At 67.3% G+C, this 22,715-nt stretch carries 14 protein-coding genes and 1 pseudogene; 9 read left to right on the top strand and 6 right to left on the bottom strand.

The genetic code is table 11. The features are described 5' to 3' along the window. Positions 1 to 67: 67 nt before the first annotated feature. From ACHMXB_RS09870 to ACHMXB_RS09855, 4 genes are all read right to left on the bottom strand, one after another. On the bottom strand, positions 68 to 913 hold the full coding sequence (locus ACHMXB_RS09870; protein WP_395404841.1) for a MetQ/NlpA family ABC transporter substrate-binding protein: 846 nt from the start codon (positions 911 to 913) through the stop codon (positions 68 to 70). Positions 914 to 1,009: 96 nt separating this feature from the next. Further along, on the bottom strand, positions 1,010 to 1,681 hold the full coding sequence (locus ACHMXB_RS09865; protein WP_102971944.1) for a methionine ABC transporter permease: 672 nt from the start codon (positions 1,679 to 1,681) through the stop codon (positions 1,010 to 1,012). Continuing rightward, a complete protein-coding gene (locus ACHMXB_RS09860; RefSeq protein ID WP_395404838.1) occupies positions 1,678 to 2,748 on the bottom strand; it encodes a methionine ABC transporter ATP-binding protein in 1,071 nt (356 codons plus the stop codon). Before ACHMXB_RS09860 ends, ACHMXB_RS09865 begins: the two co-directional genes overlap by 4 nt. A 297-nt stretch (positions 2,749 to 3,045) precedes the next feature. Then, positions 3,046 to 3,756: a 3'-5' exonuclease gene (locus ACHMXB_RS09855; protein WP_395404836.1), complete on the bottom strand. Its 711-nt coding sequence runs from the start codon at positions 3,754 to 3,756 to the stop codon at positions 3,046 to 3,048. 144 nt (positions 3,757 to 3,900) lie between these two features. Here ACHMXB_RS09855 and ACHMXB_RS09850 point away from each other — a divergent pair, with 144 nt between their 5' ends. The 4 genes and pseudogenes from ACHMXB_RS09850 to ACHMXB_RS09835 all read left to right on the top strand — a co-directional run bounded on the left by ACHMXB_RS09850 (position 3,901) and on the right by ACHMXB_RS09835 (position 11,156). Beyond that, positions 3,901 to 4,317, top strand: a complete 417-nt coding sequence (locus tag ACHMXB_RS09850) for an MGMT family protein (RefSeq protein WP_395404834.1) — start codon at positions 3,901 to 3,903, stop codon at positions 4,315 to 4,317. Between the two features lie 107 nt (positions 4,318 to 4,424). Next, positions 4,425 to 7,691, top strand: a complete 3,267-nt coding sequence (locus tag ACHMXB_RS09845; RefSeq protein WP_395404832.1) for an ATP-dependent helicase — start codon at positions 4,425 to 4,427, stop codon at positions 7,689 to 7,691. Then, positions 7,652 to 8,140 (top strand): annotated as a pseudogene (locus tag ACHMXB_RS09840) (UvrD-helicase domain-containing protein); the annotation flags it as partial. The gene ACHMXB_RS09845 and the pseudogene ACHMXB_RS09840, both read left to right, overlap by 40 nt. A 184-nt stretch (positions 8,141 to 8,324) precedes the next feature. Next, a complete protein-coding gene (locus ACHMXB_RS09835) occupies positions 8,325 to 11,156 on the top strand; it encodes an ATP-dependent helicase (protein ID WP_395404830.1) in 2,832 nt (943 codons plus the stop codon). Between the two features lie 67 nt (positions 11,157 to 11,223). On the opposite strand, the gene ACHMXB_RS09830 is transcribed toward ACHMXB_RS09835, so the two are convergent. Next, on the bottom strand, positions 11,224 to 12,588 hold the full coding sequence (locus ACHMXB_RS09830) for a phosphotransferase (protein WP_395404828.1): 1,365 nt from the start codon (positions 12,586 to 12,588) through the stop codon (positions 11,224 to 11,226). A gap of 165 nt (positions 12,589 to 12,753) precedes the next feature. Here ACHMXB_RS09830 and nudC point away from each other — a divergent pair, with 165 nt between their 5' ends. The 3 genes from nudC to ACHMXB_RS09815 all read left to right on the top strand — a co-directional run bounded on the left by nudC (position 12,754) and on the right by ACHMXB_RS09815 (position 16,633). Next, positions 12,754 to 13,806, top strand: coding sequence for an NAD(+) diphosphatase (gene nudC / locus ACHMXB_RS09825; protein ID WP_395404826.1), 1,053 nt, complete (start codon positions 12,754 to 12,756; stop codon positions 13,804 to 13,806). 86 nt (positions 13,807 to 13,892) lie between these two features. Then, the gene (locus tag ACHMXB_RS09820) at positions 13,893 to 16,025 is read left to right on the top strand and encodes an ATP-dependent DNA helicase UvrD2 (RefSeq protein WP_395404824.1); all 2,133 of its coding nucleotides are present in this window, start codon (positions 13,893 to 13,895) and stop codon (positions 16,023 to 16,025) included. 14 nt (positions 16,026 to 16,039) lie between these two features. Beyond that, entirely contained in the window at positions 16,040 to 16,633 is a 594-nt protein-coding gene (locus ACHMXB_RS09815; RefSeq protein WP_395404822.1) for a M48 family metallopeptidase, read from the top strand. 103 nt (positions 16,634 to 16,736) lie between these two features. On the opposite strand, the gene ACHMXB_RS09810 is transcribed toward ACHMXB_RS09815, so the two are convergent. Continuing rightward, positions 16,737 to 18,191 carry a zinc-dependent metalloprotease gene (locus ACHMXB_RS09810; protein WP_395404820.1) on the bottom strand — a complete coding sequence of 485 codons (1,455 nt, stop codon included), beginning with the start codon at positions 18,189 to 18,191 and terminating at the stop codon, positions 16,737 to 16,739. A 222-nt stretch (positions 18,192 to 18,413) separates the two neighbouring features. On the opposite strand from ACHMXB_RS09810, the gene ACHMXB_RS09805 reads away from it, so the two are divergent. Together ACHMXB_RS09805 and ACHMXB_RS09800 are read left to right on the top strand one after the other, a co-directional pair. Then, positions 18,414 to 19,574 carry a PDZ domain-containing protein gene (locus ACHMXB_RS09805; RefSeq protein WP_395404819.1) on the top strand — a complete coding sequence of 387 codons (1,161 nt, stop codon included), beginning with the start codon at positions 18,414 to 18,416 and terminating at the stop codon, positions 19,572 to 19,574. A 131-nt stretch (positions 19,575 to 19,705) separates the two neighbouring features. Beyond that, positions 19,706 to 22,693, top strand: coding sequence for a UPF0182 family protein (locus ACHMXB_RS09800; RefSeq protein WP_395404818.1), 2,988 nt, complete (start codon positions 19,706 to 19,708; stop codon positions 22,691 to 22,693). Positions 22,694 to 22,715 lie beyond the last annotated feature (22 nt).

Here is a 22,715-nt window from a genome sequence, read left to right as displayed (position 1 = left end):
GATTAAAGAACTCTGGCACCCGCCGCGGCGGGTGCCAGAGTTTTTTGGTTCTCGGTGTCCTGCTGGCCTAGAAGGCTACGGTCACGTCACCGTTGGGCCATTCCTTCTGGATGAAGGCCTTGACCTCGGCGGAGTGCAGGAGCTCGTCCAGCTTCTTGATGCGGGGGTCGTCCTTGGACTCCGTGCGCCAGGCCAGGAAGTTGGCATAGGGGTTGTTCTCGGTGGATTCCACGGCCAGGGCGTCAGTGGTGCTGAGCCCGGCCTTGAGGATGAAGTTGCCGTTGATCAGGGCCAGGTCCACGGAGGGATCCTTCAGGTCGTTGATCAGCAGTTCAGGCTGGTTCTCGGAGAACTTCAGCTTTTTCGGGTTCTGGGCATCTGTCAGGCTGATGACGGACGTGTCATCCTTGATGTCCTTGACCAGGCCGGCCTTTTCCAGCACCCGGAGCGCCCGGACCTGGTTGGAGGGGTCGTTGGTGATGGCGATCTTGGCGCCGTCCTTGATCTCGCTGATGTTCTTGACCTTCTCGGAGAAGGCGGCGTACGGCTCGATGTGGACGCCGGCGCCGTGGCCAAAGTCGTAGCCCTTGGTCTTGACCTGGTCCTCGAACCACGGCAGGTGCTGGTAGTAGTTGGCGTCCAGCGAGCCGTCGCTCAGCGCCGTGTTGGGCGTCTGGTAGTCCTCGATCTCCTTGATGTCCAGCTTGAGGCCGGCCTTCGGGGCGAGGTCCTGGTTCAGGAACTCAAGGATCTTGGCCTGCGGAACCGGGCTGGCGCCGACGGTGAGGGTGACGGGCTTGGCCGGGTCAAGAGCCTGGCTCGACTCGGCGCTCGGGGCGGAGGAACCGCCGCACCCGGTCAGTGCCAGGGCCGCGGCGATGCCGGTGGCGAGGAGGGTGAGTGATTTACGCATGGGATGCGTTCCTTTCGAAATAACCTGGATCCCGACGGCGGCGCCGGGAGATCCGATTCAGGTGCAGCGAGCGGCTACTCGCTGCCGTGAAGACTTTTAGCGGTGGTCCAGGCTGCGGGAGATCCATTCGCCCGTGAGCTGGATGAGCTGGACGAGGACGATGATCAGCACGATGGTGACGATCATGACCGTGACGTCGAAGCGCTGGAAGCCGTAGTTGTAGGCGAGCTTGCCCAGTCCGCCGCCGCCGACGAGGCCGGCCATGGCGCTGTAGCCCACCAGGGTCACAACGGTGGTGGTCGCGGCTGCAACGAGCGCGGGCAGGGATTCGGGCAGCATCACCTTGCTGATGACCTGCATCCGGGTGGAGCCCATCACCTGGGCAGCGTCAATCTTGCCGTGGTGGACGTCGCGGAGGCAGGCCTCCACCAGGCGGGCGAAAAACGGAATGGTTCCGATGGAGAGCGAAACGGAGGCAGCCACCGGTCCGAGGCTGGTCCCCACGAGGAGCCGGGCGAGCGGGATCAGGGCCACCATCAGGATCGCAAAGGGGATGGATCGGGTGATGTTCACGACGATGTCGCTGACGATCCGGTTGACCACCGGCATGGGCCGCAGCCCGCCGGGGACGGTGACGTGCAGGAAGACGCCGAGCGGGAGTCCGACCAGCACGGTGAAGAAGGCAGATATTCCCACCATCTGGAGGGTCTCGACGATAGCCTCCGGCAGTGCCTTGGCCAGGACAGGGTTGCTGAAGATCTCGTTCACTTGGAGTCTCCCGTCTCGGCGGCGAAGTCAGTGTCCGCCGGGGCGAATTCAGCCAGTTCCGCCTCGTCGGCGGTGGAGCCGGCCAGCTTGGCGCTGATGCCGCGGCTGCGGAGGTAGGCCAGGACGGCGTCGCGGTCGGCGTCCTCGCCCAGCTGGACCCGCAGGTGGCCGAACTGCTGGCCGCCGAGGGTTTCGACGCTGCCGGCAAGAACGTTCAGGTCAATGTCGAAATGCCGTGCCACTCCTGTGAGCACGGGCTCCTTGGCGCCGTCGCCGGAGAAGAGGATTTCCAGTACCGGCCCGGCCTGGAGCGCACCCTTGATGGGTTCCGACGCCGGCAGGGGCAGAAGTGCACGCGCCAGCTTGCTGTCCAGGTCCGAGGCTACCTCGGCGAGCGGACCTGACTCGATGACCCGCCCCTTGGACAGCAGGGACACGGACCCGCAGACGCGCTTCACCACGTGCATCTCGTGGGTGATGATGAGCACCGTGAGCTGCAGGCGGCGGGTCAGGTCCTGGATCAGGTCGAGGATTTCATCCGTGGTGGCGGGATCCAGCGCGGACGTGGGCTCGTCGCACAGCAGGACATCCGGGTCCGATGCCAGGGCGCGGGCGATACCAACGCGCTGGCGCTGTCCGCCGGAAAGCTGGGAGGGGTAGGCATTCTCGAAGCCTTCGAGGCCCACAAGCTTCAGGAGCTCGGCCACCTTGGCCCGGATCTTGTCCTTCGGCGCTTTCACCAGTTCCATGGGATGGGCCACGTTTCCGACGGCCGTGCGCGAATCCATGAGGTTCGCGTGCTGGAAGACCATGCCGATGCGGCGGCGGGCGGCGCGGATTTCCGAGTCCCTGACAGAGCTCAGTTCGGTACCGTCAATGTTGACCGACCCCGACGTCGGGCGGTCCAGCAGTGTCAGGCAGCGCACCAGGGTGGACTTGCCCGCTCCGGAATGGCCGATGATGCCGTGGATGGAGCCTTTGGGGACAGAAAGCGATACCCCGTCAAGGGCCACCACTTCCTTTTTCCCCTGACGGTAGACCTTGCGCAGGTCGGTGACTGTGATCATTTATCCTCAGGAGGTAGGACTTGGGCAGGGCATAGCACAAGCACGGTTCTGAACTAAATTATGTCAGCGCAGGGAAATGCCAGCCACTTCCGAACAATGTTCGGGCCTTTGTCCTAATGCCGCACTATTGGCTGCTGATCCAGCCTGCGGACCGCGTGAATGGCGGCCCCCACGGTGCTTCCTGAATCAGGATGACGGCGGGATAGCTGCCCGGGGCTTTTGCCGGGTGCTGTGATTTTCGTCCCAAGGACTTCCGTTCTTTTCCTGCGATGTCCTCCGGCTTACCGCCGTCTGGAGCTAGAAGCCGCCGCGGCTGGCGTCCTCCGGCGGCAGTACCGGCCAGTCGCCCTCGATGACGGCGGTGGGTTTGGTCTTGCGGAGGTACTGCTGGAAGTCGGCAGCCTGGCTCACGGCCCAGTCCACCTGAAGCTGGTGCAGCTGGCTGGCCGGCATGTTCAGCTTAGGGAACTTGCCTGCCATGGCATCGAGCATGCGCAGCGTTGCCAACGCGTCCGCGGCCGATGTGTGGGCGTTTTCCAGGTCCACGCCGTACTCCTCGCACAGGGCGGTCAGCGTCCGCTTGCCTTTCCGGTACCGATCCACCTGCTTGTTCATGATGTACGGGTCCAGGACGGGGAACCGGCTCAGCTGCGGCACCCCGTAGCGGGCCGACTCGGCGGCCAGGACGGTGAAGTCGTAGCTGGCGTTGAACGCGATCACCGGGACGCCGTCGTCGAAAAGCCCCTGGAGCACGGCAGCGACTTCCTTGGTGACTTCGGCCGCAGGCCGGCCATGGCTGCGCGCGTGTTCGGTGGTGATCCCGTGGACGTCGCTGGCCTCAACAGGAATCTCCACCCCAGGATCAGCCAGCCACTCGTGCTCGTGAATCACGTTCCCGGAACTGTCCACCACGGTGACAGAAGCCGTCACGATCCTGGCGGCACGGGAGTTGCGTCCCGTGGTTTCGAGGTCGAACGCGGCCCGGGGGAGAGTGTTCCAAGTGCTCATGGCTCCAAATTACCCGGAGGCACCGACAGTCAAGGTCCTTGCCCCGCGCGTGTCCGGCAGGGTGTGCGAAGACACGCTGTGGGAAGAGGCACACGGCGCCCGTCCTGGCCGCTGACGCTGCGTGCCGGCCGATAGTCTGAGGGCATGCGGGCGGAGTACGTGGAGGCGGTTTTGGCGGTGGTTGACCTCATTCCGGCCGGTTCGGCGGTGGCCTATGGCGACGTCGCTGAGCTTCTTGGTTCCGGGGGCCCGCGGCAGGTGGGGTCCGTGCTGAGCCATTACGGCAGTGGCGTGCCGTGGTGGCGCGTGCTGCGCGCAAGCGGACTGGCCCCGGACGGCCATGAGTCCGAGGCCCTCAGCCACTACGTGCAGGAGGGCACACCCCTGCGCGGGGACTATCGGGAGTTTGCGAGGACCGGTGAAGGACGGTGGCGCGTGGATCTGGCCGCCGCGCGGTGGTCGCCGTCGGACGCCGATTTTGACGCCCTGGACGTTATTGCCGGGCGGCTGGAAGCGTCGCTGCGAAAATTGTCAGTCCCGGGTGATGGAATGTCCGTGTGACCGCAACACTCGATCAGACTTCCGCCGACCAGGCTTCCACACTCACTTCGGAGCAAGACCACGCGGACTCTTTCTCCGCCGCCCCGTTTCGCCCTGCGGGTCTTCGCTTGCTGCCCCCTCGCCAGGTGCACTCCCGCGTTCCGGTCCTCACAGCGGACCAGCGGGCAGCCGTGGAAGTGCCCCGGGGAGCTGGCCCCGTACTGGTCCCCGGAGCGCCCGGCACCGGCAAATCCACGGTGCTCATCGAAGCGGCAATACGCAGGGTGGAGGCGGAAGGGGTGGACCCCGAGCGGATCCTCATTCTCGCCCCCGGACGCCTTGCGGCCGACACCCTGCGGGACCGGTTTACTGCCAGGCTGAACCGGAGCCTGAGCACCACCCCGGCCCGCACCTGGGCGGCGTACGCCTTCGACCTCATCCGCCGTGCCAAGGCGGAAGGGCTCCTGCCGCTGTCGAAGGCGCCGCGGCTCCTGTCAGGCCCCGAGCAGGACCTCATCATCAAGGAACTGCTGGAGGGCCACGCCCTGCCGGGCCTCGGGCTGCCCTGGCCCGATGACCTCACGGCCGCCCTGCCTACGCGCGGGTTCCGGCACGAGGTCCGCCAGCTTTTCGACCGGATCACAGAGACGGGCCGCACCGCCGAGGACCTCGCCGGCCTTGGCCGTGCCTGCGGACGGCCGGACTGGATCGCCGCTGCGGCACTGTATGCCGAGTACCGCGATGTCCTCGACCTCCGTATGCCGGAGGCGTTCGATCCCGCCGGCATCATCACAGCAGCCCGCCAGCTCTTTCAGGATTTCCCGGACTTCCTCGCGGCCGAACGCGACCGTCTCCAGCTGATTCTTGTGGACGACATCCAGGAGGCCAATCCCGCCGTCTTCGAACTCCTGGCCGATGTGGCCGCCGGCAAGGATGTCTACGTGACGTCCGCCCCGGACACTGTGGTGCAGGGGTTCCGCGGAGCGCGGCCGGACCTCGTGGCCGAGTTGCCTGGCCTGCTCGGCGGCGACGACTTGGCAGTCGTTGAGAAGCCGCTGTCCCGCGCCCACCGCCATCGGCCGGCGGTGGCCCGGGCCTGGCTTGGGGTGGCGGACCGGATTTCCCTCCGGGCCGGCGGCCAGCTCGCCCGCCGTCTGGACCCGGTTGGCTCCGACCCTGCTGATACTGCCGGGGAACCCGCTGGTGCCACCCCGCCGGCGGGCGGCACCGTGGAAGCGCATCTTCTGCCCTCGGCTGTGCATGAGCAGCGATACGTGGCCCAAAGAATTCTCGAGGCGCACCTCAGGGACGGGCGGTCGTTCGAGGACATTGCCGTCGTTGTCCGGAACGGCGGCCAGCTGGGCCAGCTGCAGCGCTACCTCTCCGGCCAGGGGATTCCGGTGCGGATTCCGGTGGCTGAATCCGCCGTGCGCGATGAAGTGGCCGTCCGTCCGCTGCTCGACGCCTATGCGGTGGCCCTGGATCCGGAAGTCCTCACGCCGGAATCCGCTGTGTCGTTGCTGACTTCCCGGATTGGAGGGGCCACGTCCCTTGAACTGCGCCGGCTCCGCCAGTCGCTGCGGCGGGAGGAGCTGCTCGGCGGCGGCGGCCGCTCCAGCGATTCCCTGCTCGTGGAGGCGCTCCTTGAACCCGGAGCTCTCGGCTCACTCGGCATCGAGGGCCGCTCGGCCCGCAGGGTCGCGCGGATGATCCAGGCCGGGCGGAAGGCCGTTGCCGAACCCGGGTCCAACGCAGAGACAGTGCTGTGGGCCCTCTGGCACTCCACCGGCCTCGCGGCAGCATGGACGGCCGCCGCCCTTGCAGGCGGGCTGGTCGGAGCCCGGGCTGACCGGGACCTGGACGCCATGATGGCGCTGTTCCACACGGCCGAGCGCTACGTGGACCAGATGCCCGGATCCGGCCCCGAACAGTTCCTCGAATACCTGCTCAACCAGGAACTGCCCATGGACACCCTGGCGGCGCGGGCCCAGGTTGACGACGCCGTCGAGCTGATGACACCTGCCAGCGCCGCCGGCCGGGAATGGCCGTTCGTCATCGTCGCCGGCCTGCAGGAGGGCGTCTGGCCCAATACCCGCCTCCGCGGCGAGCTCCTGGGCAGCACACTGTTCGCGGACGCCGTCGAACACGGCGTGGAGTATGCGCTCCAGCTCGGCCCGCTGAGCCGGCTGCGGGAGATCCGCTACGACGAACTCCGCAGCTTTTCCACGGCGGTATCACGGGCCAAGGACGTGCTGCTGTGCACGGCAGTGTCGTCGGAAGATGAGCAGCCGTCCTCCTTCCTGGACTACGTCGCGCCGCTGCTGCCGGACCAGGAAGGGCGCGGCTACACCCCCGTGGAACGGCCCCTGACGCTGCGTGCGCTCGTGGCCGAACTCCGCCAGTACGCCCAGCTGGACGGCTGGCTGGCCGCAGAGGCGGATGAGGCCGTGCGTGTCCTGGCCCGGCTTGCCACGGCGGAGCCGCCCGTTCCAGGAGCCCATCCGGACACCTGGTGGGGGCTGGCCCCGCTGACATCCGTGGACCGTGTGGTGCCTCCGGGCGGCACCGTCTACGTTTCGCCGTCCAAGGTGGAGTCGGTGCAGAAATCGCCGCTGGACTGGTTCGTCCAGGCCGCCGGAGGCGAGGCGGCCACGGACTTCGCCCGCAGCCTCGGCACCCTGGTGCACGCCATCGCCCAGGACCTTCCCGATGCCAGCGGAGCTGAATACCTTGCCGAACTCGTCCAGCGCTGGCCGGCCCTGGGCATGAAGGACAACTGGGAAGGCAAACTGGACTTCCGCCGGGCGGAGGCCATGGTCCGGAAACTGGCGCAGTACATCCTGGTCATGCGCAGCGAGGGCCGGCGGCTGGCCGGCGTCGAACAGGACTTCGAGGTGAATCTGCCCGAGCCCGCCGCTGTGACACGCGGGGATGTTCCCACCGATGAAGGGCCCCGGTCAGCCGTCCTGCGCGGACAGGTGGACCGGCTGGAGATCGACGGCGAGGGGCGGCTGGTGATCGTCGACCTAAAGACGGGCAAACGGCAGCCGGGCAAGGCCGAACTGGGCAGGCACCCGCAGCTGGGCGCCTACCAGGCGGCCGTTCTGGCCGGCGGCTTTGGTGCCACCGCCGCATCTGAGGCTGATCCGCAGCCCGGCGGCGCCGTGCTGGCCCAGCTGGGCACAACCACCAAGACTCCGGGCATCCAGCACCAGGATCCGCTGGACCCGGCGGACAACTGGGCCATGGAAATGGTGAACGACGCAGCCGCGGTGATGTCCGGCCACGAATTTGAGGCAAGGCACGATCCCGCCAAGGCCGGTTTCGGCGGCCACGGCTGCCGGTTGCCGGAGGTATGTCCGCTGTGTGCGCGGGGAAAGCAGGTCACCGAATGAGCCGGACCGCGGAGCTGCCCGAGCCCAGATTCAGTCCCGAAGAGTTGACCGTCCTGCTGGGTGAGAAAAACCTGCCCACCGCGGAACAGTCGGCCATCATCTCCTCGCCGCTTGCACCCAGGCTCGTCATCGCCGGCGCGGGCTCGGGCAAGACCGCCACCATGGCCGACCGCGTCGTCTGGCTGGTCGCGAACGGCTGGGTCAGGCCGGAGGAAGTCCTCGGTGTCACCTTCACCCGGAAAGCTGCCGGCGAGTTGGCCAGCCGCATCCGCGCCAAGCTCAGTGCGCTGCAGCGGACCGCCGCCGGTGACGCCGCCGGCACTGGCAACTCTGGTAGTGCCGTGGCAGGGGCACTGCTTAGCGCCGATGCCCTGGAACCGAAGGTTTCCACCTACCACTCGTTTGCCAGCGGCATCGTTTCCGACTACGGCCTGCGGCTCGGCATCGAGCGGGATGTGGTGCTGCTGGGCGGCGCGCAGGCCTGGCAGCTGGCCAGCGAGGTGGTTGAGGCGTTCGACGGCGAGTACTCGCACTTCAGGGTGGCCAAGTCCACCCTCGTCAAAGCCGTCATCCAGCTCGCGGGGGGAGTGTGCCGAACACCTCCAGGAACCGGACGGCGTCCAGGACTGGCTGATGCAGCGGCTCGCCGAGTTCGAGGCCCTGCCGTACGCGGCAGGGGCAAAGAAGAACCCCAGCCAGGCTGCCGGCGAACTCGGAGCCATGCTCCGGACACGCGCAAGTGTGGCAGAGCTCGTGGGGCGATACGCGGAAGCCAAGAGAGCACGCGGCGCCTTGGACTTCGGTGACCTCGTGGCGCTCGCGGCACGCGTGGCCCGCGAGGTGCCCCTGGCCGCCGAGATGGAGCGCCAGCGCTACAAAGTGGTGCTGCTGGACGAGTTCCAGGACACCTCGCACGCCCAGCTGGTGCTGTTCTCCAGGCTCTTCGGGGACGGCCACGCTGTCACGGCCGTGGGTGATCCGAACCAGTCCATCTACGGCTTCCGGGGGGCGTCCGCCGGACAGCTGTTCCACTTCGTCAACGAGTTTCCGGTCTGCGAGGACATCCAGCCAGGGAAGGCGTCCCGGCGTCCCGCACCCGTTTCGTACCTCACCACTGCCTGGCGGAACGGGCGCAATATCCTGGCCGCGGCCAACCTCATCTCGGCGCCACTCAGCGCCGCCGCGGCCCAGGCCGGGCCTGCAGGGCAAAGGTCCTCCAGCGCGGCCGTGGAGGTGCCTGCGCTGCGGCCCAGCCCCGCCGCGGTGCAAGGCCGGGTGGTGATCGGCCGTTTTGCCACCGATGAAGATGAAGCAGCGGCGATCGCCAAGGATCTCCGGAGGTTCCGGGCCACGGATTTCGACGGTTCCTCCTCGGAACCGCGCATCCAGCCTGCCATGGCCGTCCTGTGCCGCAGGCGTGCACAGATGGAATGCCTCCGCAAGGAGTTCGAAGCCGCTGGGATCCCATACGAAATCGTGGGCCTCGGCGGGCTGCTGGACACTCCCGAGATTGTGGACCTGGTGTCCACGCTGCGGGTCCTGGCCGACCCCGGCCGGTCGGATTCCTTGATGCGGCTACTGGCTGGAGCCCGGTGGCGGATCGGTCCGGCTGACCTCATGGCGTTCCGGGACTGGTCCGCGTTTCTGGCCCGGCGCCGCGGCACGGTCGGTAGCGGCCGCGGCCTGGGCGGAAACGATCCGTCTGGCGACGAGGAAGCGGAGGCCGCCGACGTCGTTATCGAGGGTGACATCACCGACGCCGCAAGCCTCGTCGAAGCCCTGGACTGGCTTCCCAAGGAAGGGTGGACGTCGGCGCACGGCCGCAGCCTGACCCCTCCTGCACTGGAGCGGCTGCAGCGCCTCGGCTCGGAGCTGCGGCAGCTTCGGGCGCTGATGGGGGAAGACCTGACCACCCTGCTGGGCGAGGTCGAACGGGCCATGCTGCTGGACATCGAGGTCGCCGCGAGGCCCGGGTTCAGCATTCACCAGGCGCGGCGGAACCTGGACGCGTTCCAGGACGCGGCCGCCGGGTTCCTGCAGACATCCCACCGGGTCGACGTCCTGGCCTTCCTTTCGTGGCTCGAAGCGGCGGCGTCGGAGGAGGGCGGCCTGGACGTGCCGCCCGCGGACGTCAACCACGAGGCCGTGCAGCTGCTGACGGTGCACGCCTCGAAGGGGCTCGAATGGGACGTCGTGTTCGTGCCCGGCCTGAACTCCGGCGCGTTCCCCAGCAGCCGTGACTCGCGGTGGAGCAGCGGCTCCGCGGCCCTGCCCTGGCCCCTGCGCGGCGACCGTGCCGATCTTCCGCAGTGGGATCTGGACCAGCCGGACCAGAAGGGCTGGCTGGACGCCGAGAAGGTGTTCAAAGCCGACGTCCAGGCCCACGGCGAGGCGGAGGAACGCAGGCTGGCCTACGTTGCCTACACCCGGGCCAAGCACGTGCTCTGGGTTTCCAGTGGGGCCTGGGTGGGCGCCCGCGGCGGGATGGCGGAGATGTCGCCGTTCCTCGCCGAGCTGGCGCCCCTGGCAGAACAGGAAACTGCGGAAATCCACCCGGGCTCAGTCGATGAGGAATCCCTGCCCCAGGAAAGTCCCCTGACCCGGGAGCTGGAGGTGGCGGCCTGGCCGTACGATCCGCTGGAGGGACCTGTGGACCCCCGCAGCGGGAACCGGTTGCGGCTTGTGCCGGGACGGCGGGAAGCGATGGACCGTGCCGCCGGGCGGCTGCTCGCCGAGATCGCCGCGGTCCAAGCCGGTACGCCAGGGCTCCCCGCGGGCCAGGGGCTCCGTCCCCAGGCGGCAGGCTGGGAACGCGAAGCCGCACTCCTTCTGGAACGGCGCTTGAGGCGGGCACGGAGCCGGGACGTTCATCTGCCCGGGCACATCTCGGCGTCCACCCTCGTGGACCTGGGGGAGGACGCCGAAGCCGTCGTACAGCGGCTCAGGAGGCCTGTCCCGCGCGAACCGGGGATGTCCGCGCGCAAGGGAACGGCCTTCCATGCCTGGGTGGAAGAGTATTTCGGCACGGCGGGAATGCTGGACCTCGGCGAAGCGCCCGGCTCTGACAACCACATCGATGAGGCCTACGGCCTCGACGACATGGTGGCCACCTTCAAGGATTCCCGCTGGGCACACAGATCGCCCGCCTACGTGGAGGTCCCCGTGGAGACCCGGATCGGCGACGTCGTTGTCCGGGGCCGCATTGACGCCGTGTTCCGGGACGCCGACGGCGGCTGGGACCTCGTGGACTGGAAGACCGGACGGCGGCCGTCCGCAGGGCAGCTGAAGACCAAGAGCGTGCAGCTGGCTGTCTACCGGCTGGCCTGGGCCAGGCTTAAGGGCGTCCCGGTGGAGGAGGTGCGGGCTGCCTTCTTCTACGTGGCTGACAACCATGTGGTGCGCCCCCACGACCTGGCCTCCGACGCCGAACTCGAAGGGATCGTGGCCGCCGCCCTCGCCGGTTAGGAAGCGCCCGCCGGCTGGGCAGGCTGGCCGGTTGGGATGCGCTTCCCGGCCAGGCCGCCCGGGAAGGCTAGGTCGTCTTCGCGTCGACCACCGTGAGGGCAACAGTGGAGGTGTCGGCGCCGGAGGGCTTCGGGGCCGGGACGTCGTCCTGGGTCCCGTCTTCCAAAACGGTGGATTCGGCACTGTCAGATGCGTCGGCATCCTCCACCGCATCATTCTGCGCCGCGTCATCCTCCGCTGCGTCACGCGAGGCGTCATGCCCTGACGGCTCGTCGGTGCTGCCCTGGGCGTTCTCCCCGTCGGCCGGGATCGGCGTCACCTCGACTGGGATGGGCGTCACCTCGACCGGAATCGGCGTCACGTCAACAGGAATGGGCGTGACGTGGACCGCGGGCATGGCCTCCGAGATGTCGGTGGCTGCCGGGGCATCCACGAGACCGGGAGCGGCCGCCGCCTGGCCGGTTGGCGGCGCGTCGGGCTTGGCCGGGGGCAGCGGTTCCACACTGATGGGCTGGCCGCCGTATTCGGCGATGTCGTCGGCCAGCGTGGAAAGCATGCCTTCGGCTTCGGCGATCATGTCGGCGTCGGCCGCCGCGATGCCCTTGACCAGGTACTGGGCCAGCGCAAACTCGGCCGAGAGCGCGGCGCGGCGCAGCAAGTGCGTGTCCGGCGCGTCGCGGCGCTTCGCGGTGTAGTGCTTGACCACGGCTTCGACGAATTCGTGCTCATTGGATGCCACGAGCCAGGCGAGGTCGTCGGCGGGGTCGCCGATGCGCAGGTCCGTCCAGCCGGTCACGGCCGTGACGCGGTGGCCGTCGACTAGCAGGTTGTCCTCGTGCAGGTCGCCGTGCACCACACAGGGGTTGAAGCGCCACAGTGAGACGTCTTCCATGGCGTGCTCCCAGCGGCGGAGCAGGAGGGCCGGAATCTTGCCCGTGGTCGCGGCCATGTCGAGTTCATTGAGCCTGCGCTGCCGGAATTCGTTCGGCGTGTAACTGGGCAGGTCGGCGTTGCTCACCAGCGCGCGGGGCAGGTCGTGAATGGCTGCCAGGGCGGTGCCGATCTCCTTCGCCAGCTCCTGCGGGCCCGCCGTCAGCTCCTCAACGGTGCGCGTGGTGCCTTGGAGGTGGGAGTACACGAAGGTGGTGAGGTTCTGCTGCCGGACAGTGCCGGCCACGGTCGGCATGAGAAACGGCAGTTCGGCCCGGATGGCGGGCGCGAAGGCGCGCAGCACCAGGAACTCGGTCTCCAGCCTGGTGCTTGCTTCGGCGTGCCGGGGTGAGCGGACGCGCCAGCGCTTGCCTTCGGCATCAAGAAGGAGGGCCGAATCAAAGTCTGCCGGGTCATCCGGGGCAGAGCTCACTGCCGTCGGGCTCAGTCCGGGGACTGCCGCGGTGGCCACAGCTGCCAGTTCGATTGGTTCTCTTCTCACGGTTCCACGGTAAGTTGAGCGGCGTCCAAGACCATGATGTGTCGCGGCGAGTCTTGAGATCCGCCCAAATATGGGTGCCGCACGGCGAGTGGAAAAGCACTGTCCGGGCCCTGCCGCTGCCCTCCCGAAATGTAAATTGTCACTGCGAGTCAGTACGGTGGATACATGAGTCATGCGGAGGCCGCTGCGCCGGTCGGTCAAGCGGCGGGCGCCATCACGGAAAACCAGCTGCCGGCAGGCCAACTGCCGGCCAACCATCTCTTCGACACCGTGCTGCCGGTTCGGCCCGCAATGGTCAACCGGGGGTCGGTTGAACGGATGCGGCCAGGCCTTATTCCGGACCTGCTGGCGGCGGGAACCGCCAAGGCCATGCTCCTGTCCGGCCGGCATGCGCTGGTCCACGGGGACGCGCTCGTCCTGGCAGAGGCCGGACCGCTGCTGGCCCGGCTCGAGGGGGTGGCGTCCGGCCCGGCGCACGCCATCTACCTCGGCGCGGCCCTTGGTTCCGAGGACCTGCCCGCCGGAACGGGTGTCCTGCTCTTCATTCTGCCCGAACCGGTGGACCCCGGTACGGTGGGCCTGCCCGCTGATGCCACCTGGGAAGGCTTCCGGGACGTCGCCGCGCAACTGGACGCGACGCACACCGCCCTGTTCGTTGAGGCCAGTGCCATTGCCAACTGGCACGCCACCCACACCCACTGCCCCCGGTGCGGGGCCGTCACAGACGTGGAGGCCGGCGGATGGGTCCGGCGGTGCCCGGCCGACAACTCCGAACACTACCCGCGCACGGACCCTGCCATCATTGTCACGGTGGTTGGCCCGGACGGCCGCGTCCTGCTGGGCGGTGGCGGTCCGCTGGACGCGAAGAATTACTCCACGCTGGCCGGATTCGTCGAGCCCGGGGAATCCCTCGAACAGGCCGTCGTCCGTGAAATCCAGGAAGAGGTGGGTGTGCGGGTCAGGGCATGCCAGTACCTCGGCTCCCAGTCGTGGCCGTTCCCGGCGTCCCTTATGCTCGGCTTTACAGCCGTCACCGATGACACAGAAGCAAAGCCCGACGGCGTCGAGGTCACCAGGGCGCGCTGGTTCAGCCGGGAGGAACTCCAGGAGGCAGTGCTCAGCGGCGAAATTACCATCTCCACCAGGCTGTCCATCGCCAGGTCCCTCATCGAGCACTGGTACGGCGGCGTGATCCAGGACCGTCCGGCTGACGACTGACTAGCACAACCGGCCGGCAACATCCACACCGTCGACGCCACCATGGCGGAGCAGCCCATCCATCCACATGAAGCAAGCAGCAAGAAGTGACGACAGAAAATCCTGATGGCAACGCCTCCCTGGAGGACCGGATCCTTGGCGGCCTCGACGCGGAGCAGCGGGAAGTGGCCACCACCCTGACCGGCCCGCTCTGCGTACTCGCCGGAGCCGGCACCGGCAAGACGCGAGCCATCACCCACCGGATCGCCTACGGCGTGCACTCGGGGGTCTACAGTCCGCAGCGGCTGCTGGCGGTCACATTTACGGCACGGGCGGCAGCGGAGATGCGCAGCCGGCTCCGCGATCTTGGGGTTGGCAACGTCCAGGCCAGGACGTTCCACGCGGCCGCGCTGCGCCAGCTCCAGTTTTTCTGGCCGCAGGCGGTAGGCGGAGCGCTGCCGAACCTGCTGGACCACAAGGCACAGATGATCGCCGAGGCCGCCCGCCGGCTTCGGCTGAGCACCGACCGTGCCTCCATCCGCGACCTGGCGTCGGAAATCGAGTGGGCCAAGGTATCCATGCTGACGCCCGCCAACTACCTGGAAAACGCGCAGGACAGAGGCGCGCCGGGAGGCTTTGACCTTACGGCCGTGGCCCGCGTGTTCCAGGCCTATGAGGACGTTAAGACCGACCGCAACGTCATCGACTTCGAGGACGTCCTCCTGATTACTGTGGGCATCCTGCAGGAAGATCCCAAGGTAGCTGCGACGGTCCGGGAACAGTACCGGCACTTCGTGGTGGACGAATACCAGGACGTTTCCCCGTTGCAGCAGCGGCTCCTGGAGCTCTGGCTCGGCGGCCGCAACGAGCTGTGCGTCGTAGGTGACGCCAGCCAGACCATTTACTCGTTCACCGGCGCATCCCCGAAGCACCTCCTAGGGTTCAAGGCCCAGTACCCGGACGCGAACGTGGTCAAGCTGGTCCGGGACTACCGCTCCACTCCGCAAGTGGTCAAGCTGGCCAACGATCTCCTCGCCTCGCGCCGGAGCGGCGGACCGGCGGCCGATGCTGCCTGGGCTGCCCCGCTGAAGCTCGTGGCCCAGCGGACCCCGGGACCGCTGCCGCAATTCACGGAATGCACGGATGACGAGGCCGAGGCTGCGACGGTCGCCGGCAAGATCCGCACACTCCTCGACGACGGCGTGCCTGCGAGTGAGATCGCTGTCCTGTTCCGAACCAACGGCCAGTCGGAGGCCTACGAGCAGGCTTTGGCGTCGGCCGGGATCGGTTACCAGCTGCGCGGCGGCGAGCGGTTCTTCGCCCGGAAGGAGGTCCGCGACGCGATCCTCCAGCTCCGTGCGGCCACCCGTGCCGTATCCGAGTCCGAGCCCCAGCCGCTGGGCCAGCTGGTTCGCGACATCGTCGCGTCGTTGGGTTACACGGACACCGCCCCGCACAGCGGCGGTGCCCTGCGGGAACGCTGGGAATCCCTAGCCGCGCTGGTGGCTCTGGCGGACGAGCTGGCGGAAAACCGCGGGCCGCAGTTCGGCCTGGCCGACTTCGTCAACGAACTTCAAGAACGCTCCGTTGCCCAGCACGCCCCCACCGTCCAGGGGGTCACGCTGGCGTCCCTGCACGCGGCCAAAGGCCTTGAATGGGATGCGGTTTTCCTTGTGGGGCTGAGCGAAGGGCTCATGCCCATCTCCTTCGCGGATGATCCCGCCGCGGTGGACGAGGAACGCCGGCTGCTCTATGTCGGCATCACACGGGCCCGCGAGCACCTGTCTCTCTCGTGGTCCACCGCCCGGACCCCAGGTGGGCGTGCCAACCGGAAACCGTCCCGCTTCCTCGACGGGCTGCGCCCGGACTCCGTGGCCAGCTCGGCCGCGCGGGGGAGGGGACCCGCGCCGCGCCGCAAGGCGGCCGCCCCCGCATCCTGCCGGGTCTGCGGCAGCATGCTGTCCAGCGGGGCCGAGCGGAAGGTTGGCCGCTGCAGCCAGTGCCCGCCCAGCTATGAAGAGCAGACTTTCAACGCGCTCCGTGAATGGCGTAAAGAGGTCGCACACTCCGCCGATGTCCCGGCCTTCGTGGTTTTCACCGACGCAACCCTGACTGCCATCGCCGAAGCCCGGCCGTCCTCTCTCGAGGAACTGGCCCGGCTCGCAGGCGTCGGCCCGTCCAAACTGGAGCGGTACGGCGAGGCAGTCCTCGCGGTGCTGACGGAAAGCGGCACACTCTGATGCCCGGAAAACAGATGCCCGGAAAACAAGTGACCAGCACTCCATTAGTCACCCATGACGGGGCTCCGGTTGAGATCCGGCGCTCTGCCCGCCGGCGCCGCACGGTGGCGGCCTTCTGGGAGAACGGCACCGCCGTCGTCGCCATCCCCGCCCACTTCAGCCGGGCGCAGGAGGCGGACTGGGTTCACCGGATGCTGGAGAAGCTCCGGACCCAGGGGGAGAAGCGTTCCAGCGGTGCGGGGCGGCGGCCTGCCTCGGACGCGGCGCTGGCCGCGCACGCGGCTCAACTCTCGGCCAAGTACTTGGGCGGCAGGTCGGCCCCGACGTCGGTCCGGTGGGTCAGCAACCAAAACTCCCGCTGGGGTTCAGCCACCCCCTCGGACGGGTCCATCCGGCTTTCGGACAAGCTCCGGCCCATGCCGCAGTGGGTCATCGACTACGTGCTGCTGCATGAACTGGCGCACCTGCTGGTGGCAGGCCACAACGCGGCGTTCTGGAAGCTGCTGGAGGCATACCCCGAAACGGAGCGTGCCAAGGCTTTCCTGGAGGGCGTGTCGTTTGCCACGTCGCGCGGCCTGCCGGCAGGCGAAGCAGAACCGGCTCTTTAAAGACCGCTGGTTGAGCAGACCCCCGCTGGTTGAGCTTGTCGAAACCAGGTTTCGGCAAGCTCAACCAGTGGTCAGCTTCGACTAGCTCAACCAGCGGATACGCCTAGCTCTTCGGAGCGGAGCCTTCGTCGCCGTCGGTCTTTTTAGGGTCGCCGTCCACGCCTTCGGTGGTTTCGTCGTCGCCGCTCTTCTCGGCGTCGCCCTCGGCGGGGCTGTCAAAGCCGCCGTTCAGCAGCTTCTGAAGGGCATCGTCCACTTCGCTGTCACTGGCCTCGGCGAGCTTGCGGCGTTCGCTGAATCCCTTGGGATCGTCAAGATCCTCGGCGGTGGGGAGCAGGTCCGGATGCTTCCAGATGGCGTCGCGGCCGTCGATGCCGCGCTCGGCCTTGAGTGACGCCCACAGCGTGGCGGCTTCGCGGAGCCGGCGGGGCCGCAGCTCCAGCCCGACGAGGGAAGCGAACGCATGTTCCGCGGGACCGCCGGTGGCCCGGCGGCGGCGCACCGTTTCGCGGAGCGCTGCAGCAGACGGGAGGACCTTCTCCGTGGCGGCGGCGGTGAGCTCGTCCACCCAGCCCTCGACGAGGGCAAGGGCCGTCTCCAGCTTCTGCAGGGCCTGGTCCTGTTCCGGCGTGCGCTGCGGCATGAAGACGCCCTGCGAGAGGGCCTCCTGGATCCCTTCCGGGTTGCTGGGGTCGAGGTCCCGCGCCAGCTCCTCGATCCGGGACGTGTCGATGTGGATGCCGCGGGCGTAGGCCTCAATGGCACCCAGCAGGTGCCCGCGCAGCCACGGAACCTGGACGAACAGCCGGGCATGGGCGGCTTCGCGGACGGCGAGGAAGAGCCGGATGTCGTTTTCGGGAAGGCTGAGGCCTTCGCCGAACTTGGCCACGTTGCCGGGAAGCAGCGCCATCTCCAGATCGGCCAACGGAACTCCGATGTCCGTGGAGCTGACCACATCGGTGGACAGGGCCCCGATGGCCTGGCCCAGCTGCATCCCGAAGATGGCACCGCCCACGTTCTGCAGCATGGACGAGGCGCCGCCCATCATGGACTTCATCTCCTCCGGCATCTGCTCCGTCATGGCGGTGGAGAGGGCGTTGGCCACACTGTTGGCCACGGGCTCCGTCAGACGCTTCCAGGTGCCGAGTGTCTCCTCCACCCATTCGGCGCGGGACCACGCCTTTCCGATGAGGCCTGTAGCTGGCAGGTCGGTGACCTGGTCAAGCCACAGTTCGGCGAGCCGCAGCGCCTCGTCCACTTCGCGTGACTGCGCGGATGTGACCGAGGGGTCCGACTCGCCCGCGGCGACGCGCCGGGCGTTGTCATGGGCGAGCTTCCAGTTGACCGGGCCCTCCGAGGGCGCGCTCATCATGGCCTGCACCTGCGAGAACATCTGGGCCAGCAGGTTGGGATCGTTCGGCAGTCCGGCTGCTTTGGCCAGTTCTGCGGGGTCAATGTCACCCAGGCCCTTGCCGCCCATGAGGTTCTGCAGCATCTCCGCTAGCGGATCCTTTGGATTTTCGTCGCCATTGGACGGATTGAGTGGATTGGAGGTCATGATCCCGCCGATCGTCGGTGTGACTATTAATCAACTTCACGCTACCCCTGTGCGGGAGCGGCTGTCTGCCGAATGCGGTGACGTTCGCTGTAGGCAAAGAGCTAACGGCAGGCCCGGACGCGTACTGTTAGAAGCCGGAACGTATGTAGGCTGCGCCCCGGCCGTCCGCCGGGCTGCGGCCGCGGTGCAGCGCTGAATGACGCGGTGCGGAGAGGTCCTTCAGTGACGATTACCAAGGGCGGCCAGCCCGCAGAGGAGTCCCCGGCGCCCGCCGCCGGTGGCGGGAATCCCGACGGAACCGGGGACGCCCGCAGGTCCCGGCGTGCCCGGGGCAGGGATCCCCGCATCTCCGCCATGACGTTGTCCGGGCTCCTGGCGCTCGGGCTGGGCGTGACGGCCGCCGTCCTGCCGGTGCCGTATGTGGTGGAATCGCCCGGGCCGACGTTCAACACCCTCGGCACGGAGAATGCGACGCCGGTGATCAGCGTTTCCGGCCGCGAGACGTTCCCGGCCAAGGGAAACCTCGATCTCACCACTGTCTACGTCGACGGCGGCCCCAACGGTCCCGTCAGCGTCTTCGAGGCGTTCTCGGCCTGGCTGGACGGCTCCAAGGCGGTGTATCCCGAGGAACTGATTTTCCCGGCGGGTGTGACCAAGGAAAGCTCGCAGCAGGAGAGTGCCGTGGCCATGGCCACATCGCAGGAGAATGCGGTGGCGGCGGCCCTGAAGGGGCTCGATATCGCCTACACGCAGAAGCTCGAAGTGGCCGATCTGTCCGAGGGGTCGGCCGCGCAGGGCAAACTGCGCAAGGGTGACGTCTTCACCTCCATCAACGGCAAACCCGTCTCGTCACTTGAGGTGATCCAGGACGAACTGGCTGCCGGAAAGGGAAAGCCGGCCGTCGTCGTCGTTAGCCGGGACGGCAAGCAGGTCACGGAAACCGTGACGCCGGCGAAGAACCCGTCCGGACGGTACATCTTGGGCGTGCTGCTGCAGTACCGCTTTACTTTTCCGTTCGACGTGAAGATATCCCTGGACAAAGTGGGCGGCCCGAGCGCCGGGATGATGTTCGCGCTGGGAATCATGGACACCCTGACGCCCGGGGATCTCACCGGCGGAAAACACATCGCGGGGACCGGCACCATCAGCCCCGACGGCGTGGTGGGCCCGATCGGCGGCATCGCCGTGAAGATGCACGGTGCCCGGGCCGACGGCGCCACCATGTTCCTGGCCCCGGCGGCGAACTGTGCAGAGGTTGTGGGGCATATTCCGGACGGGCTGCAGGTGGTCAAGGTGGAAAACCTGGACGAGGCAAAATCGGCCGTCGAACTGGCCGCCAAGGGCGCGGACACATCGGGCCTTCCGGGCTGCACCAACAACTAGACTAAATCGAGGAACTAAGGCCCCGGTCCGCTCGTGGCACTTATTGACAGCCGGTGCCGGCGCTATGCAGGCGTTCCACTGAAAACTTAAAATTTAATACAAGCAACTGACAAAAGCTATGAGGTACGAGTTTGTCCCGTCCTGCCAGCCCCACCCCGCCCGGAAAACTCCAGACAAGGCGAGGTGCCTTGACGCCCACGCTCATCGTCGTTGCGCTCGTTGTTGTCGGGTTCATCTTCTTCGCCAACGTGTGGACGGACGTCCTGTGGTACCAGCAGCTTGGCTACTTCGAAGTCTTTCTGACGGAGAACCTGGCCCGGATCGGCATATTTGCCGTCGGCTTCCTCCTCATGTTCGCGGCCGTGTTTTACGCGATCCGCATCGCCTACCACGCCCGGCCCGTCTATGCGCCGGACTCCGAGATCCGGGATAACCTCAACCGCTACCAGGCGCAGCTGGAGCCCGTGCGGCGTGTGGTCATGATCGGGCTGCCTGTGCTGTTTGGGCTCTTCGCCGGCAGCGCCGCCTCCAGCCAGTGGCAAAAGGTCATGCTGTTCTTCAACCAGGAGTCCTTCGGCCAGAGCGATCCGGAATTCGGACTGGACATCGGCTTTTACCTGATGACGCTGCCGTTCCTGGGTTTCGTCACCGGGTTCCTGATCAGCGTGGCCATCGTAGCCGGCATCGCGGGCATCCTCACGCACTATCTCTACGGCAGCATCAGGATCATGGAACGCGGCATCTTCACCAGCCGCGCCGCGCAGATCCACCTCGCTGTCACCGGCGCTTCGTTCCTGATTCTGCTGGGCATCAACTTCTGGCTGGACCGCTACTCCGCACTGCAGAACAGCGGGGGCCGCTGGGCCGGCGCACTGTACACCGACGTCAACGCCGTCATTCCCACGAAGGCGATCCTGGCCGTGGCAGCGGCACTGGTGGCCATCCTCTTCATCGTCGCAGCCGTCATCGGCAAGTGGCGGCTTCCGGTCATCGGTACGGCGATGCTGGTCATCACCTCCATCCTTGCCGGCGGCGTCTACCCGTGGGTCATCCAGCAGTTCCAGGTCCGCCCCTCCGAGCAGACCCTTGAACGGAAGTACATCGAGCGCAACATCGGCATGACCCGGGCAGCCTATGGCCTGGACCAGGTGAAGGTGGAGCGGTACAACGCCACCACCACCACCACCGCCGGCGCCCTGGCCCCGGACGCCCAGACCACGGCCAACATCCGGCTCCTGGACCCCAACCTGATCTCGGACGCCTTCTCGCAGCTCGAGCAGTTCCGTCCGTACTACCAGTTCCCCAAGGCGCTCAACGTCGACCGGTACATGGTGGACGGCAAGATGCAGGACACCGTCATCGCGGTGCGCGAGCTGAACCCGGACGGCCTCGCCGCCGACCAGCAGTCCTGGCTGAACCGCCACATCGTCTACACCCACGGCTACGGCGTGGTCGCCGCGAAGGGCAACAAGTTCACGGCCGACGGAAAGCCGGAATTCCTGCAGTCCGGCATTCCGTCCACCGGCGTCCTCGGCAATGACCAGACCTACGAACCCCGCATCTACTTCGGCGAGGACTCACCGGAGTACTCGATCGTGGGTGCCCCGGAAGGCGCGCCGCACCGTGAGCAGGACCGCCCGGCCTCCAAGGAAGGCGGCGAGACCCAGTACACCTTCACCGGCAACGGCGGGCCGAACGTCGGCAGCTTCTTCAACAAGGTCCTGTACTCAATCAAGTTCCAGTCCTCGGACCTGCTGCTGTCCGACGGCGTGAACGAGGCCTCCCAGATCCTGTACGAACGCAACCCGCGTGAACGCGTGCAGAAGGTGGCGCCCTACCTGACGGTGGACGGCAATGCCTATCCCGCCGTCGTTGACGGCCGGGTCAAGTGGATCGTGGACGGCTACACCACCAGCCAGTACTACCCGTACTCGCAGCAGGAACAGCTCTCCGACGCCACCACGGATTCGCAGACCACCGCAGGCCGCAACGTGGCACTGCCCAACAGCTCCGTCAACTACATCCGCAACTCGGTCAAGGCCACGGTTGACGCCTATGACGGCTCTGTAACTCTGTACGCCTGGGACGACCAAGACCCGCTCCTGAAGGCCTGGCAGAAGGTGTTCCCTTCCACCCTGAAGCCCTATTCGGAGATGTCCGCCGCTGTCATGAGCCACGTCCGCTACCCGGAGGACTTGTTCAAGGTGCAGCGTGAGCTGCTGGGCCGCTACCACGTGACGGACCCGGTGAGCTTCTACAAGAACGACGACGCGTGGAGCGTTCCGAACGACCCCACAGTGTCCGAAGAGGTCAAGCAGCCGCCGTTCTACATGTCACTGCAGATGCCGGACCAGAAGGCACCGGCCTTCCAGCTGACGTCGTCCTACATTCCGCAGGTGGTCAACAACAACGCCCGCAACGTCCTCTACGGCTTCCTCGCGGCGGATTCCGACGCGGGCTCGAAGAAGGGCGTCAAGGCGGACAGCTACGGGCAGCTCCGGCTGCTGCAGGTTCCGCCCGAAGCCCAGGTGCCCGGCCCCGGCCAGGCCCAGAACAAATTCAACTCGGATCCCACCGTCTCGCAGGCGCTGAACCTGCTGCGGCAGGGCGCATCGGATGTGCTCAACGGCAACCTGCTGACGCTTCCTGCGGGCCGGGGCATGCTCTACATCCAGCCGGTGTACCTCAAGTCCACGGGTGAAACGTCCTATCCGACGCTGCAGCGGGTGCTCGTGGCCTTTGGCGACAAGATCGGTTTCGCGCCCACCCTGGACGAGGCGCTCAACCAGCTGTTCGGCGGCCGGTCCGGAGCGACTGCCGGTGACTCCGACAACAACGGGCAGACGCCCGCACCGCCCGGCGGCGGAGGCGCCACTCCGGCCCCCGCGGCGGACGCCAAGGCGGCCCTGAAGGCGGCGCTGGATGAAGCAAACGCCGCCATCAAGGCCGGCCAGGAGGCGCTGGCGAAGGGCGACTTTGCGGCGTACGGCGAGCAGCAGAAGAAGCTGTCAGCGGCACTGAAGAAAGCGCTCGACGCGGAGGCGAGGATTGGCAGCACCGGCACGGCCAGCAGCCAGACCTCGCCGTCCGCGACGCCGACGCCCACACCCAGCAGCTGACGGACAGCCGCTGACTGAAGGC

This window comes from Arthrobacter sp. UC242_113, from assembly GCF_044054585.1.
Lineage (GTDB): Bacteria > Actinomycetota > Actinomycetes > Actinomycetales > Micrococcaceae > Arthrobacter.
This window is presented reverse-complemented; position numbering and strand designations above follow the sequence as displayed.